This window comes from uncultured Jatrophihabitans sp., assembly GCF_964244045.1.
Classification (GTDB): Bacteria; Actinomycetota; Actinomycetes; order Mycobacteriales; family Jatrophihabitantaceae; genus Jatrophihabitans.
Genome location: NZ_CAXTHK010000021.1, coordinates 3,136 through 16,950 on the forward strand (window position 1 = coordinate 3,136; position 13,815 = coordinate 16,950).

15 protein-coding genes and 2 pseudogenes are annotated in these 13,815 nt (G+C 70.0%); 8 read left to right on the forward strand and 9 right to left on the reverse strand.

Features of this window, described 5'->3' with window-relative positions; genetic code table 11:
• From ACFFC4_RS15230 to ACFFC4_RS15240, 3 genes and pseudogenes are all read left to right on the forward strand, one after another.
• A pseudogene (locus tag ACFFC4_RS15230) lies at positions 1-240 on the forward strand (hypothetical protein); the annotation flags it as partial.
• Positions 237-590: a phosphotransferase gene (locus ACFFC4_RS15235; RefSeq protein ID WP_375502346.1), complete on the forward strand. Its 354-nt coding sequence runs from the start codon at positions 237-239 to the stop codon at positions 588-590. The pseudogene ACFFC4_RS15230 and the gene ACFFC4_RS15235, both read left to right, overlap by 4 nt.
• Complete coding sequence (locus ACFFC4_RS15240; protein WP_375502348.1) at positions 569-1,129, forward strand: phosphotransferase enzyme family protein; 561 nt, start codon at positions 569-571, stop codon at positions 1,127-1,129. The genes ACFFC4_RS15235 and ACFFC4_RS15240 overlap by 22 nt, the downstream gene beginning before the upstream one ends.
• Positions 1,130-1,132: 3 nt before the next feature.
• On the opposite strand, the gene ACFFC4_RS15245 is transcribed toward ACFFC4_RS15240, so the two are convergent.
• On the reverse strand, positions 1,133-1,606 hold the full coding sequence (locus ACFFC4_RS15245; protein ID WP_375502350.1) for a ribose-5-phosphate isomerase: 474 nt from the start codon (positions 1,604-1,606) through the stop codon (positions 1,133-1,135).
• A gap of 64 nt (positions 1,607-1,670) precedes the next feature.
• Here ACFFC4_RS15245 and ACFFC4_RS15250 point away from each other — a divergent pair, with 64 nt between their 5' ends.
• Entirely contained in the window at positions 1,671-2,648 is a 978-nt protein-coding gene (locus ACFFC4_RS15250; protein ID WP_375502352.1) for a cytochrome c oxidase assembly protein, read from the forward strand.
• A gap of 4 nt (positions 2,649-2,652) precedes the next feature.
• Here the strand turns inward: ACFFC4_RS15250 and ACFFC4_RS15255 are convergent, their stop codons facing one another.
• Positions 2,653-2,991 carry a DUF952 domain-containing protein gene (locus tag ACFFC4_RS15255; RefSeq protein WP_375502354.1) on the reverse strand — a complete coding sequence of 113 codons (339 nt, stop codon included), beginning with the start codon at positions 2,989-2,991 and terminating at the stop codon, positions 2,653-2,655.
• A 7-nt stretch (positions 2,992-2,998) separates the two neighbouring features.
• Positions 2,999-3,691 (reverse strand): TetR/AcrR family transcriptional regulator, encoded by a 693-nt coding sequence (locus ACFFC4_RS15260; protein WP_375502356.1) that lies wholly within the window; start codon positions 3,689-3,691, stop codon positions 2,999-3,001.
• A 112-nt stretch (positions 3,692-3,803) separates the two neighbouring features.
• Here ACFFC4_RS15260 and ACFFC4_RS15265 point away from each other — a divergent pair, with 112 nt between their 5' ends.
• Positions 3,804-4,718 (forward strand): NAD-dependent epimerase/dehydratase family protein, encoded by a 915-nt coding sequence (locus tag ACFFC4_RS15265; RefSeq protein WP_375502357.1) that lies wholly within the window; start codon positions 3,804-3,806, stop codon positions 4,716-4,718.
• A gap of 17 nt (positions 4,719-4,735) precedes the next feature.
• Here the strand turns inward: ACFFC4_RS15265 and ACFFC4_RS15270 are convergent, their stop codons facing one another.
• Both ACFFC4_RS15270 and ACFFC4_RS15275 read right to left on the reverse strand, forming a co-directional pair.
• A complete protein-coding gene (locus tag ACFFC4_RS15270; RefSeq protein WP_375502359.1) occupies positions 4,736-5,386 on the reverse strand; it encodes a disulfide bond formation protein DsbA in 651 nt (216 codons plus the stop codon).
• A gap of 45 nt (positions 5,387-5,431) precedes the next feature.
• Entirely contained in the window at positions 5,432-5,887 is a 456-nt protein-coding gene (locus tag ACFFC4_RS15275; RefSeq protein WP_375502474.1) for a peroxiredoxin, read from the reverse strand.
• A 131-nt stretch (positions 5,888-6,018) separates the two neighbouring features.
• On the opposite strand from ACFFC4_RS15275, the gene pepN reads away from it, so the two are divergent.
• On the forward strand, positions 6,019-8,625 hold the full coding sequence (gene pepN, locus ACFFC4_RS15280; protein ID WP_375502361.1) for an aminopeptidase N: 2,607 nt from the start codon (positions 6,019-6,021) through the stop codon (positions 8,623-8,625).
• A gap of 24 nt (positions 8,626-8,649) precedes the next feature.
• Here the strand turns inward: pepN and ACFFC4_RS15285 are convergent, their stop codons facing one another.
• Genes ACFFC4_RS15285 through ACFFC4_RS15295 form a run of 3 tightly spaced genes read right to left on the reverse strand, consistent with a single transcriptional unit; the run spans position 8,650 to position 10,780 of the window.
• Entirely contained in the window at positions 8,650-9,084 is a 435-nt protein-coding gene (locus tag ACFFC4_RS15285; protein ID WP_375502363.1) for a DUF5130 family protein, read from the reverse strand.
• Positions 9,074-9,304 carry a hypothetical protein gene (locus ACFFC4_RS15290; RefSeq protein ID WP_375502365.1) on the reverse strand — a complete coding sequence of 77 codons (231 nt, stop codon included), beginning with the start codon at positions 9,302-9,304 and terminating at the stop codon, positions 9,074-9,076. Before ACFFC4_RS15290 ends, ACFFC4_RS15285 begins: the two co-directional genes overlap by 11 nt.
• A gap of 60 nt (positions 9,305-9,364) precedes the next feature.
• Positions 9,365-10,780 (reverse strand): amidase, encoded by a 1,416-nt coding sequence (locus ACFFC4_RS15295; RefSeq protein WP_375502367.1) that lies wholly within the window; start codon positions 10,778-10,780, stop codon positions 9,365-9,367.
• A 106-nt stretch (positions 10,781-10,886) separates the two neighbouring features.
• Here ACFFC4_RS15295 and ACFFC4_RS15300 point away from each other — a divergent pair, with 106 nt between their 5' ends.
• On the forward strand, positions 10,887-12,122 hold the full coding sequence (locus ACFFC4_RS15300; RefSeq protein ID WP_375502369.1) for an aminotransferase: 1,236 nt from the start codon (positions 10,887-10,889) through the stop codon (positions 12,120-12,122).
• 4 nt (positions 12,123-12,126) lie between these two features.
• Here ACFFC4_RS15300 and ACFFC4_RS15305 read toward each other — a convergent pair.
• Positions 12,127-12,644, reverse strand: a pseudogene (locus ACFFC4_RS15305) (HNH endonuclease).
• 145 nt (positions 12,645-12,789) lie between these two features.
• Here ACFFC4_RS15305 and ACFFC4_RS15310 point away from each other — a divergent pair.
• Positions 12,790-13,812: a mechanosensitive ion channel family protein gene (locus ACFFC4_RS15310; protein ID WP_375502371.1), complete on the forward strand. Its 1,023-nt coding sequence runs from the start codon at positions 12,790-12,792 to the stop codon at positions 13,810-13,812.
• The last annotated feature ends 3 nt before the right edge of the window (positions 13,813-13,815 follow it).

Consider the following 13,815-nt stretch of genomic DNA (forward strand, 5'->3'; position numbering starts at 1 on the left):
AAGGGCCGCGACGCCAAGGGCCGCGACGCCAAGGGCCGCGACGCCAAGGGCCGCGGCGATCGAGACCTCGCCGGCGCCGGGACGTCCCAGGTCGGCCCCACCGGTGCGATGCGCGCGCGCGACCTCAACCGACCGACCGCCGAAGACCTCGCCGAGGCAGAGGCCGAGCTCACCATCGTCCGCCGGAACTGGACCCCGGCCACCGAGGCGCCGTCCCAACCCCGGCGCCGCCGCTCTTGACCGCTGCCGCGCACACCGCTCTGCGCAGCTACGACCTCGGCGGGTACCGCCTGGTCCGCTTGGCCGAATCGTTCAACACGGTGTTCCGGGTCCGATGCGCGCAGGCCACGCTCGTCCTACGGGTGGGGCCCGGACGGCGGGTGCACCCCGCCGACGCCGTGCGCGTGGAAGCCGGGTGGACTGCGCAGCTGGCCGAGCGGGGCCTGCGCGTGCCGCAGCTCGTTCCCGCAGCGGACGGCGCGCCGTCGGTGCACATCGGCTCGCGCGAGTGCAGCCTGTGGACCTGGGTTCCCGGGGACCGCTGGACCGGCCCGTCTCCCCCGCGCTCGTGCAGCAGCTCGCGGTGCTGAGCGCACGGCTGCACGATGCCTCGCCACCGCTGCCGACCGCGCCGCCCGGAGCTCTGAGCGCGCGATCGGTTCGCTACTTCGACGTCCCCGATCTGTTGTCCGAACTGCCGCCGCCGCACCGCGCCGTGCTTACCGCCGCCCGCGACCGGGCCGCAGCAGCCGTCGAACAGCTGTGGCAGACTTCCGATACGCCGCCGCGCCTCGTCCACGGCGACCTGACGCCCAGCAACGTCGTCGCTCATCGCGGGCAGCTGTCAGCCATCGACTTCCAGGACCTCAGCTGGGCACACGTCGAGCAGGACCTCGCGCACTCGATCTACGGCGTCACCCGCGGTGTCGACCTTGCCGCAGGACTGACCGCCTTTCGCGCCGGATACGAGCAGCTCCGCCCTTGGCCGCAGCTCGACCTCGCGTTGCTCACCGATCTGGTGGCCGCCCGCCGGGTGTCGATGGTCAACCTCGCGGTGGTTGGGCAACGGCCCGGTCTGGCCGAGTACGTCGAGCGGCATGCGGACGCGCTCCGGTTCTACCTCGGTTGAGGCTCAGCTCGTCTCGTGACCCGCGATCACGCCGGTGGCCTCGTACTCGGCCAGCATGTCGATGCGTCGCTGGTGTCGTGCGACTCCGGAGAACGGCGTCGACAGGAAGATCTCGACGAAGCGCAGCATGTCGTCGTCGGGGTGGTTTCGCGCTCCGAGGCTGATGACGTTCGCATCGTTGTGCTGGCGGGCCAGCGTCGCGGTCTCGTCGCTCCAGACCAACGCAGCGCGGGTGCCCCTCACCTTGTTGGCGGCGATCTGCTCGCCGTTGCCCGAGCCGCCGATGACGATGCACAGGCTGCCGGGATCGGCGACCATTCGCACGGCCGCGGCGATGCACGGCGGCGGGTAGTCGTCCTGGTCGTCGTAGGTGTGGGCGCCGCAGTCGATCGCCTCGTGACCCAGTCCGGTGACGTGCTCGACCAGCTTGGCCTTCAGCTCGAAGCCGGCGTGGTCGCTGCCGAGATAGACGCGCATGGACGAATCATCGCAGCTCCGGCCCGCGGGCGACCGCCGCCCTCACGAGGCGCACCATGGACCGGTGGACTCCGCGCTCGACCGCCCCGTCGTGTCCGGTGTCCTGACCCAGTGGTCGGTAGAGCCCCTGGCCGTCGTCGTGGTGATCGCTCTCGCGGTGGCCTACGCGATCGGCGTCCGACGTCTCGGCCGACCGTGGCCGCGCGGACGATCGATCACCTTCGGGATCGGGTTGCTGCTGCTGCTCTGGACGTCGTCGGGTTTTCTCGAGGCCTACGCCGACTCGCTGTACTGGGTGTGGGCTGCGCAGACTTTGCTCCTCTGGCTGTTCGTGCCGATCGTGCTGCTGTTTGGCCACCCGCTGCAGCTGGCGCGGGCCGTGTTCGGCCGCGGCAGCGGGATCGACCGCGTGCTCGGCTCCAGGCCCGTCAAGATTGTCTCGAACCCGCTCATCGGCCCGGCGCTGGTGCCCATCCTGTCGTTCGCGCTGTTCTTCGGGCCGCTGCCGGGCTGGGCGATCACGACGGCGCCGGTGGGCTGGCTGCTGCACCTCGCCCTCGTGCTCATCGGGGCCGTGATGGTCCTGCCGCTCGTTGGGCTCGATGACGACGTCAGCTCGCTCGCCGTCGGGCTGTCGCTGGCGATCGGCTCGTTCGAGCTCGTCATCGACGCGCTGCCCGGGATCGTACTGCGCCTGAATACCCACCTGGCGACGTCCTACTTCGACCACGTCGATCGGCACAGCTGGTCCCCGAAGCCGCTGCACGACCAGCAGCTCGCCGGCGGCGTCCTCTGGACGATCGCCGAGCTCATCGACCTGCCATTCCTGCTGCTGGTGTTCCGCCGTTGGCTTCGCGCCGATGCCCGGGACGCCGCGAACGTCGACGCGGTGCTGGAGGCTGAACGGGCCGCCCGTCGAGGGCTCGACGAACCGCCCGTGCCCCACGGACCCGTCGACGTGCCCGACGCCCGGGTCGAGCGCGACGTCCCCTGGTGGGTGAGCGACCCGGCCATGCAGAAGCGCTTGCGCAGGCTCGAGTGACTGCTCAGGTCGGCGGCTCGAACACCCAGTCACCGTTGCCGACGCGACGCAACGGGTGCACGGCCACTGAGGTGGACGTCGGCACCGACCCGTATACGTGCGGGAACTCCGTCCCGCTGCCGTAGGTGTCCTCCACACGCACCTCGGCGTCGAGGGCAGCGGAGTCGATCTCGACGACCACCAGCTCGGGCTCGTCGCGGTAACGCAGGTTGGCCGTTCCGGTCACCTGGCCGGCGAAGGAGAAGTGCACGAACCCCTCGCTGTCTAGTGACGACGGCCGGTACTCGCCCGCGGCGACGGCAGCCGCCCAGACCGCGGGCGGGACGAGATGGAACAGGCGCACCGGGCCATTACAGCAGGCCGATGTGGCGGGCCATCGTGCGCAGCTCATGCTCGAAGAACGCGTCGAGGTCGAGGACCGCCCCGGTGTACCGACCGAACAGCTCGAAACTGAGCGTTCCGAACAGCTGAGCCCAGACCGACATCAGCCGGCCCAGGACGGTCGGTGGCAGACCCTCGAACCCCGGGTAACTCGCCACCCGCGCGAAGTCGGCCCGGACAGCTTTGGGCAGCCGATCGGCCGGGGTTGGCACGACCCCCTTCTCCACGCCGTCCCGGACCACTCCGACGGCGACCAGCAGCACCCGCTGAGCGCTCGGCACGGTGTCCTGCGGGGCGGCGTAGCCCGGGATAGGGGTGCCGTAGAGCAGCGCGTACTCGGCCGGCCGGTCCCGTGACCATGCCCGGGCCGCGCGGCCCAGCGCCATCCAACGGCCCATGAGGTCTCGGCGCGGCACCGCGGCGTCGGCCCGCTCGGCCGCCTCGCCCATACTGTCGTAGCCGTCGATGATGAGCGCGGTCAGCAGCTCGTCACGGCTGGCGAAGTACCGGTAGACCGCCGACGAGACCACGCCGAGTTCCCGGGCCACGGCCCGCAGTGAGAGATCGGGTCCGTCGCTGGCCAGGTGGGCCCGGGCGATGGTCTTGATGCGTTCGGTCATGTCGGCCCGGGCGATGTCCCGGGCTGTCGGAGCAGTGCTCATGACGACGAGTATGCCTGACAATCGAGAGCACTGCTCTTGACTCGAGCTTTGAAGAGAGCGATGCTCTCACTAGTAACAGAGAGCACCGCTCTCGATATGGAGAGGAACGGACATGTCCCAGCACGTCATCGTCGGAGCCGGCCCGGTCGGCAGCGCGCTCGCCCGCGAACTGCTCGTCCGTGGCCACGAGGTCCGCGTCGTCACCCGCAGCGGTTCCGGCGTCGATGGTACGGAGCGCGTCACTGCCGATGCCTCTGACGCCGCCCAGCTCACCGAACTCACGCGTGGCGCCGCCGTGATCTACAACTGCGTCAACCCGCCGTACCACCAGTGGGCCGAGACCTGGCCGGCGATCTCCGCTGCGTTGATCGCCGCCGCCGAGGCGTCAGGCGCGGTCGTCGGCATTACCGGCAACCTCTACGGTTACGGCCGCGTCGACGCACCCATCACCGAGCAGACCCCGCTGGCCGCCACCGGCACCAAGGGCCGCGTCCGCAATCAGATGTGGGCCGACGCGCTCGCGGCGCACGAGGCAGGACGCATCCGGATGTTCGAGGCGCGCGGCAGCGACTACCTCGGCGGCAATTCGTTGCTCTCGACGGTCGTCACCCCAGCCTGGCGCAAGGGTCGCGCCGCGTACCTGCCGGCGGCGCTGGACATCCCACACACCTTCACCGACGTCCGCGACGTTGCGAGGCTGCTCGCTACGTGCGCGGAGGACGAGCGGGCGTGGGGACGGGCGTGGCACGTCCCCAGCGCTGAACCACTCAGCCTGCGCGAACTGTCCGCCACCGCGGCTGCCGTCATGGGCGTACCGGCAAAGGTTCGCGCCCTGCCCTACGCCGCGGTATGGGCGGCCGGGCTCACCAGCCCGTTCATCAAGGAACTGCGCGAGACCCAGCACCAGTTCCGGCGCCCGTTCGTGCTGGACTCGACGGCGGCGCAGCAGACCTTCGGCCTGACGCCGCACAGCACGGACGAGGCGGTGCGCTTCGACATCGCCAACGGCAGCCCCGCGCCGCGCTGACCGGGAGAGGCTGGAGGTCAGCCGCGGAGCTCGAACTGCGGGCCCTCCGTGCGGGTCCGCTTGAGCTCGAAGAAGTAGGGATAAGAGGCGAGCAGGTGCGCGCCGTCCCACATGCGCACCGAGACCTCCGGGTCCTCAGGCACCCGGGTGATGACCGGGCCGAAGAACGCAACACCGTCAATGTGAATGGTCGGAGTACCGACCTCATCGCCGACCGGGTCCATGCCCTGGTGGTGTGACTTCTTCAGCGCGTCGTCGAAGTCGGTGGAATCCGCGGCGTCGGCCAACGACTCGGGCAGGCCGACCTCGGTCAGGGCCTCGACGATGACCGTGCGCTCGAAATCCCGGCCGTCGTCGTGCCTGCGGGTGCCGAGCGCGGTGTAGAGGTCGCGCAGGACGCCCACGCCGAACTGCTGTTCGGCCGCGATGCAGACGCGCACCGGGCCCCAGCCGCGCTGCAGCAGCTCCTTGTACTGGTCCGGCAAGCCCTCACGGCCGGAGTTCAGCACCGACAGCGACATGACACGAAAGGCCAGCTCCATGTCGCGGTGCTTCTCGACCTCCAGAATCCAGCGCGAGGTCACCCACGCGAAGGGACAGAGCGGGTCGAAGTAGAAGTCGACGACGGGACGCTTTGACAGGGCGGAACCCGCAGAAGAAGTAGTCATGTCAACCAGCGTAGCCCCGCGCCGGGACAGCGCTCGGGGCAATGCTCAGGCCAGTGCGGCCAGGGCCTCGTCGGCATGCATGTCCATGTTCGTCTCGCTGTGCAGCACCTTCTTGACCTTGCGGTCTGTGCCGATGACAAAGGTCCACCGCTTCACCGGCGCACCCAGCTTCTGCCCGATCTTGCCGCGGGCCACACCGAAGATCTCGGCGACCTTGCCATCGGCGTCGGCAAGCAGCGGGTAGTCGAACGAGTGTTTGTCCGAGAACTGCTTCTGCTTCTCGACGGAGTCCCGACTGATGCCCACCCGCTGGGCGCCGGCGGACTTGTAGTCGGCTGCGACGTCGCGGAAGTGGCACGCCTCCTTGGTGCACCCGCTGGTCATGGCCGCGGGGTAGAAGAACAGCACCACCGGCCCGTCGGCGAGCAGCCCGGTCAGCGAGCGGGTCGCGCCGGTCTGGTCGGGGAGTTCGAACTCGGGTACCTCATCGCCCTCACGCATGTCCCACACGATAGCCACGACCGTCGCCGGCGGGCCCGTCATGACAGACTTCTCCCTTGAGGGCCACCCGTGAATCCACACGCGCCGGCACGCTCGAAGCACCACCGACGTCGAAAGGAAGCGCCCCACTCGTGGCCGTTCCGAACCTCACCCGCGATGACGCGCAGACCCGCGCCGCACTGCTGCACGTCGACTCCTACGATGTGGTCCTCGACCTCACCGACGGCGCCGGCGCGCCTTCGCAGCGCACGTTCCGGGCCACCACCACGGTTCGGTTCACCGCGACTGCCGGCGAACAGACCTTCATCGATGTCATCGCCGACTCCTTCCACGCCGTAACGCTGAACGACACCGACGTGGACGTATCCGCCTACCGCCCCGAGGACGGCATCGTCCTGACCGGCCTGGCCGACGACAACACCCTCGTCGTCGACGCCGACCTGCTCTACACCAACACCGGCGAGGGGCTGCACCGCTTCGTCGACCCCATCGACGGCGAGACCTACCTGTACTCGCAATTCGAGACGGCCGACGCCAAGCGCATGTACGCCTGCTTCGACCAGCCCGACCTCAAGGCCGCGTTCACGCTGACGATCACCGTGCCCGAGCACTGGCAGGCGAGCTCCAACGGCCGCGTCGAACGCACCGAGACGCTTGCTGCCGGCAAGCGGCTGCACTTCGCCACCACGCCGCCCGTCAGCCCGTACATCACCGCGCTGGTCGCCGGCCCGTACCACGTGGTCACCGACCGGCACGACGGCATCGACCTCGGCCTGTGGTGCCGCAGCACGCTCGCCGAGTACCTCGACACCGACAACCTGTTCGAGATCACCAAGCAGGGCTTCGACTGGTACCACGCCAACTTCGGCGTCCGGTACGCCTTCGACAAGTACGACCAGCTCTTCGTCCCCGAGTTCAACGCCGGGGCCATGGAGAACGCCGGTTGCGTCACCTTCCGCGAGGACTACGTGTTCCGCAGCAAGGTCACCGACGCCCGCTACGAGCGGCGCTGCGAGACGATCCTGCACGAGATGGCGCACATGTGGTTCGGCGACCTCGTGACCATGCGCTGGTGGGACGACCTCTGGCTCAACGAGTCGTTTGCAACGTATGCCTCGATGCTCTGCCAGACCAGCGCCACCCGGTTCACCGAGGCCTGGGCCACCTTCGCCAACGCCGAGAAGTCCTGGGCCTACCGGCAGGACCAGCTGCCCTCGACGCACCCGATCGCCACCGACGCCCCCGACGTGCAGACGGCCGAGGTGAACTTCGACGGCATCACCTACGCCAAGGGCGCCAGCGTGCTCAAACAACTCGGCGCGTACGTCGGCGTCGACGCGTTCCTCGCCGGCCTGCGCGACTACTTCCACGAGCACGCCTACGGCAACACGACGCTCGCCGACCTGCTGCGCGCGCTCGAGAACTCCTCCGGCCGCGACCTCGGCGAATGGTCGAAGCTGTGGCTCGAAACCACCGGCATCAACACCGTCCGGGCCGAGTTCACGCTCGACGGCGACGGGGCCTTCGCCGAGTTCGAGATCGTGCAGTCCGCGCCCACCGAGGTCGCCTCGACCAACACGCTGCGGCCGCACCGGCTGGCGGTCGGGTTGTACGAGGAGCAGGAACTGGACGGCTCTGCCTCAGACGGGTCGCAAGCTCCCCGTGGCCTCGTGCGGACGCACCACCTCGAACTCGACGTCACCGGCGCCCGCACTGCGGTGGCCGAGCTGGTCGGCGTCGCCCGCCCGGCACTGCTGCTCGTCAATGACGACGACCTCACCTACTGCAAGCAGCGCCTCGACGACAACAGCTTGCGCACGCTGCGCTCCGGCGGGATCGCCAAGCTCGAGTCGCCGCTGGCCCGAGCGCTGTGCTGGTCGGCGGCGTGGGACATGACCCGCGACGGCGAGATGGCCACCCGCGACTACGTCGCTCTCGTAGTGGCCGGTGCGCAGCACGAGACCGACATCGGCGTCATGCAGTCGCTGACCCGGCAGGCCCTGCGGGCGCTGGAGATCTATGCCGACCCGCAGTGGGCAACCCAGGGGTATGTCGCGCTCGGCGAGGCGGCACACTCGGCACTGCAGTCGTCCGCGCCGGGTTCGGACCATCAGCTGGCCTGGGTGCACGCCCTGCTCGGCTCGGCTCGCACGCCGGAGCAGGTCGCGTACGTACGCGGGCTGCTCGACGGCAGCACGGTGCTCGACGGCCTGGCCGTCGACCACGAGCTGCGCTGGTCGATGATCCTGACGCTGTCGGCGCTCGGGTCGGTGACGGCCGAGGAGATCGAGGCCGAGCTCGTGCGCGACCCGTCGGCCGCCGGCCAACGACACGCGGCCACCGCACGGGCGCTGCAGCCCACGGCCGAGGCCAAGGAGCACGCCTGGCACCTCGCGGTCGACGACGACACGCTGCCGAATGCCATGCAGGAGGCGGTCATCGGCGGCTTCGCCCATCCCACTCAGGGCGCGCTGCTGGCCCCGTACGTCGAGCGGTACTTCTCGGTGATCGCCGAGATCTGGGAGCGGCGCACCAGCGAGCTTGCACAGAACGTCGTCGTCGGGTTGTTCCCGACCTGGACCTCGACAATCACACCGTCGACCGTTGAGGCGGCCGATGCGTTTCTTGACCGCGACGACGTGCCGAACGCCCTGCGCCGCCTGGTGCAGGAGGGACGCGCAGACATCCAGCGGGCCCTCAACGCCCGGGCTGCCGACAGCGCTGCAGCTACCGGCTGACCGCCGCGGGCTCGCGCGGAACGCTCAGCGCGAGCCGGCGGCGTCGGCCAGCATCCGCAGGCCGACGACGATGCCGTTGGTGAGGTCGCCGTTGCCGAATGCTCCGCGCATGGCCAGCGCGGCCAGCGCGCAGGAACGGTTGGGCAGTCGCTTCGCGGACTCCGGGCCGGTGACGATGTGCAGCGAGCGCTGCCCGGGTGACACCGCCACCAGTACGGAAGAGTCGGTGAGTCGCTCGAACAAGGCCTCGGCGTGGGCGCGGGTGGGCGCCTGCAACTCGCCGACGTAGACCGAGAACGTCAGGCCCGTCTCGCGGCTGGACAGCGTGATCGCCTCGTCCAAACGGGCCAGCTGGCGGGTGGTGAACGCACCGTCACCGCCGAGGTTGCCCCGTGGCCCGTGCTGCACTTCCTGCTGTTTGATGCTGACTACCTCGCGCGGAACGACGTCACCACTCACCGCTGGCACCCCCGGTCGCAGTGGTAGAGGTGGCCGGCGCGGAGCCGGACCTGACCTCGGGGTGCGGGACGTACCAGGCAGGCTCGTAGTCCCACGCCTTACCAGGGCGGTAGCGGTTGGGCTGGCGGGCCAGCGACTTGCCGTACACGGCCAGGAACAGGAACAGGACGATGGCCGCGGGAATGCCCACGAACACCAGCAGCGTCTGGACGACAGTCACGGGATCAACTTAGCGAATCCATACTGAGCATCCGCAGCCGGACCGGACTCGCGGACACGGTCAGGCCGACCAGATCGGGGGCCGGCGCGCCTGCCACGGCAGGGCTTGCTCGAGCTGGGCGGCCAGTGACAGCAGCAGCTGTTCAGCGCCCAGCCGGCCCACCAGCATGATGCCGATCGGCAGACCGTCCGCAGACTCGTACAGCGGTAGCGAGATCGCCGGCTGGCCGGTCGTGTTGTACATCGCGGTGAACGGCGTGAACCGTTTCTGCCGCTCGAAGTCCTCCGCGGGGTCGAGGCCGTCGGTGAACCAGCCGACTGGACGTGGCGTCATGGCCAGGGTCGGCGCCACGACGACGTCGAGATGTGCCGACGCGGTGCGCCCTCGCCTCGCGTACTCGTTGAGCATGCCGAGCGCGTGGGCGAACTGCGGGCCGCTCGCCGCCGCCCCGCGCGCCCGCAGATGCCTGGTCAGCGGGCGCAGCAGGTGCTCGCGGTCGGGCGGGATCGGGGCCGACGCCGCCGACACCGCCCACACGGTCTCGAACAGCGGCACCGCCTCGGGTGGGATCGGCGGCGCGGTGTCCTCGAGGTCGTGGCCCAGGCCGGCGAGCACAGTGCACGCCTGCTCCCAGGCGATGCGAACGTCGGGTTCGATCTCGAACTCCATCGGCGAGTCGACCAGCCGTCCGATCCGTAGGCGACCCGGGTCGCGATCGCACGCGTCGAGGAAGGAGGTGGACGGTGGCGGCAGGAGCTCGGGATCGCCTGGCTGCGGTACAGCGACCGCGTCCAGGAAGGCCGCGGCGTCCCTTACGGTCCGGGCGAGCGGCCCGAGCACGGACAACCGGGTGGCGTCGACGTCCAGGGGGCCACGCGACACCCGTCCCCGCGTGGGCTTGAGCCCGACCAGCCCGCAGACGCTGGCCGGGATGCGGACCGAGCCGCCGCCGTCACTGCCTTGCGCGATCGGTACGAACCCGCCGGCCACGGCGGCGCCCGCACCGCCCGATGAGCCGCCAGCCAAGCGTGCGGTGTCCCAGGGCGTGCGGGCGGGCAGGCCCAGATCGGTCTCGGTGTAGCAGGGCAGGCCGAGCTCGGGCGTGGCCGTCTTGCCGACGCTGATCGTCCCGGCGGTGCGCAGCAGGCGCACGACGGAGTCGTCGTAGTCGGGGACGAAATCCGCGAAGGCCGTCGAACCGAGCTTGGTCGGCACACCGGCGACCATGTTCAGGTCCTTGATGGCGGTCGGCACCCCGAGCAGCGGTGGTAGGTCGCCGCCGGTGCGCACCAGCTCGTCGGCCGCCGCGGCTTCGGCGCGGGCCCGGTCGGCGGTAACCGTCACGAACGCGCCCAACTGGTCGTCGAGGCGGGCGATTCGATCTAGTGCGTGCTCGACGAGCTCGGTCGGGCTGACCTCGCCCCGCCGCACCGCAGCAGACGCCTCGAGCGCGCTGAGGTCGTGCAGGGCTGCCACGAGTCATGACGCTAGCGCGGCCCGTCCGCTAACCGTTCGGCTGTGCCCCATACGCTGGAGTACACCCAGCCCGATGCCTCGGGCCCTGTCGCGAGGAGCGCAGCGCATGGCCACCGCCGCACGCACCGACTACGAACGGTGGCTCGACAAGGGGCTTGCGCTCGACATCACCAGGGGCAAGCCGAGCCCGGAGCAGCTGACCTTGTCCGACGGTCTGCTGGAGTTGCCCGTCGAGAAGTCCGCCCTGCTCGTCGACAAGGACACCCGCAACTACGGCGGCACCGCGCTGGGGCTGCGCGAGCTGCGCGAAATCTTCTCGCCACTGCTGCAGGTGCCGGTCGACCAGCTCGCGGCGGCCAACAACTCCAGCCTCGAGCTGATGTACCTCACCGTGGCGACATCGTTCTTCCACTCGCCCACGCCAGGCGCACCGGCCTGGAAGGACGCAGGCGCGCCCACGTTCCTGTGCCCCGTCCCCGGCTACGACCGGCACTTCGGTGTGTGCGGCGACCTCGGCGTGAACATGATTGCCGTGCCGACCACCGCTGACGGCCCCGACATGGATGTCGTCGAGCGGCTCGTCGCCGAGGACGCCTCGGTCAAGGGCATGTGGATCGTCCCGAAGTACAACAACCCGGTCGGTTGGACGTGCAGCCCGGAGACCGTCCGTCGACTCGCTGCGATGCCCGCGGCCGCCGACGACTTTCGCGTCTACTGGGACAACGCCTACGCCGTGCACGACCTCACCGACACCCCCGACGAGCTCGACGACTTCCTGGCCGCCTGCGCGGCGGCCGGAAACCCCGACCGCGCGTTCGTCTTCGGCTCCACGTCGAAGATCACCTTTGCCGGCGGCGGGGTGTCGTTCTTGGGCAGCTCGCCGTCGAACCTGGCCTGGTGGCTGCAGCACTCGGCGTACCGCACGATCGGCCCGAACCGCATCGTGCAGCTGCAGCACGCCGAGTTCTTCGGCGACACCGCAGGCGTAGTGACGCACATGGGCAAGCACCGCGAGATCCTCGAGCCGAAGTTCGCTGCCGTTCAGCAGGCGCTGTCGTCGCGGTTGACCGGCCTGCCCGGCACCTCGTGGTCCGAGCCGAACGGCGGTTACTTCGTCAGCCTGCAGGTCACGCCGGGCACCGCGGCGCGAGTCGTCGGCCTGGCCGGCGATGCGGGCGTCAAGCTGACCCCCGCCGGGGCCCCGTTCCCGGGCGGCATCGACCCCGACGACAGCAACATCCGCATCGCCCCGAGCTTCCCCGGCACCGACGAGCTCGAGCAGGCTCTCGCCGTCGTGGCCGATTGTGCCGTGCTTGCGGCCGAAGAAGCGGCGACCGGCTGACGGTTCAGACGGCCGGGGCGACGGCAGGCGCCGTCAGGCCGAGGTACCGATCCCACGACGGCTCGCGCGAGGCCCAACCCATGACGACCGCGACGGTCGCGGGCGGCTGCATCGGCGGCGTCGGCAGCGACCAGCCGATCTCGCCCAGGAGTCGATCGCCCTTGCGGTGGTTGCACCGGGCGCATGCGGCGACGACATTCGTCCAGACGTGCTGGCCGCCCGCGAGCGCGGCCGCACGTGGTCGATCGTGTCGGCGCGGGCACCGCAGTACACGCAGCCGTGTGCGTCGCGATCGAGCACCGCGCGGCGGGTCAGCGGGACGTCTCTGCGGTAGGGCACCCGCACGAAGCGGGCCAAGCGCACCACGGTCGGGATCGGCACGCTCAACCGCTCCGAGTGCATGACCCGCTCGCTGGCCTCGACGACCAGCGCCTTCTCGGCGAGCACCAGGACGACCGCGCGCCGCAGCGGCACGACGCACAGGGGCTCGTACGTGGCGTTCAACACCAGCGCTGCACCCATCCGTCACCTCCTGCTGTGCCTGACAGTCAACCGGACGCACGGGCGCTATGCACATCTTTTGGGGCAACGCCTATCCGTGCTACAAACCACAGCTCGGCGCGTCGGGTCGGACGGACGGCCGGGCGGCCGTGGCATGGTGGTTCGGATGAACGGCCCCCGCTTCTCCGTCCTCGCCGGTAGCCCCGTCGCCCTGCCGAAGTTCGTGCACGACCACAGTCACGCGTTCTTCGAGGTGCCGATCCGGATCGTCTCGATCATCGTCGTCACGCTGATCATCCGGGCGGTCGTCCATCGGCTGATCAACCGCGCGGTGCGTCCCGTCGCCGACGGCGGCGTGCCGAGCATCTTGCGTCCGTTCCGCGAGCGGATCCAGACCAGCTCGCTGTTCGAGTCCTCGGGCCTGCTGTCCGAGCGCCGCGCCCAGCGCGCCAACACCATCGGCTCGGTGGTGAAGTCGGCCGTCTCGTTCCTCATGGGCGTGATCGCGTTCATGCTGATCGTCAGCACGCTCGGCTTCGACCTCGCCCCGTTCATTGCCGGCACGTCCGTCGTGGGCGTGGCGCTGGGCTTCGGCGCGCAGAACATCGTCAAGGACTTCCTGTCCGGCATGTTCATGATGATGGAGGACCAGTACGGCGTCGGCGACGTCATCGACTTCCAGTTGGCCAGCGGCACCGTCGAGGCGGTCGGCTTGCGCAGCACGAGGTTGCGGGACGTCAACGGGACGGTCTGGTACGTCCGCAACGGCGAGGTCCTGCGGGTCGGCAACAAGAGCCAGGGCTTCGCGACCGTGGTGCTCGACATCCCGATCGACGCGTGGGCCGACGTCGGGATGGCGTCCGAGGCGATGCACGAGGTCGCGTTGGCCATGCGTGCCGAGGACGAGTGGGAGCACGTCTTCCTCAGCGAGCCCGAGGTGCAGGGCGTCGAGTCGCTGACCCGCTACGAGACGGTCATCCGGCTGGTGGCTCGCGTGCGCCCGCTGGAGCAATGGCGCACTGCGCGCGAGCTGCGCCGGCGCATCCGCGACCGCCTGGACTCCCTCGACATCGGCCACCCCGCCCCCGATGGAGGCACCGAGCTACACGTCTCGCGCGTCGACCCCGCCGCCGGGCCGCCCGAGCCGGCGCCGACGGCCGACCCGACAGCCCCACCGCCGTCCCCCTAACCG

Excerpts from the sequence above, each read along its gene's own strand:
- ACFFC4_RS15275 (WP_375502474.1), bottom strand. The coding sequence starts at position 5,887 with ATGCGTGAGGGCGATGAGGTACCCGAGTTCGAACTCCCCGACCAGACC.
- ACFFC4_RS15270 (WP_375502359.1), bottom strand. The coding sequence starts at position 5,386 with ATGACTACTTCTTCTGCGGGTTCCGCCCTGTCAAAGCGTCCCGTCGTC.
- ACFFC4_RS15310 (WP_375502371.1), top strand. The coding sequence starts at position 12,790 with ATGAACGGCCCCCGCTTCTCCGTCCTCGCCGGTAGCCCCGTCGCCCTG.
- ACFFC4_RS15300 (WP_375502369.1), top strand. The coding sequence starts at position 10,887 with ATGGCCACCGCCGCACGCACCGACTACGAACGGTGGCTCGACAAGGGG.
- ACFFC4_RS15245 (WP_375502350.1), bottom strand. The coding sequence starts at position 1,606 with ATGCGCGTCTATCTCGGCAGCGACCACGCCGGCTTCGAGCTGAAGGCC.
- ACFFC4_RS15260 (WP_375502356.1), bottom strand. The coding sequence starts at position 3,691 with ATGAGCACTGCTCCGACAGCCCGGGACATCGCCCGGGCCGACATGACC.
- ACFFC4_RS15265 (WP_375502357.1), top strand. The coding sequence starts at position 3,804 with ATGTCCCAGCACGTCATCGTCGGAGCCGGCCCGGTCGGCAGCGCGCTC.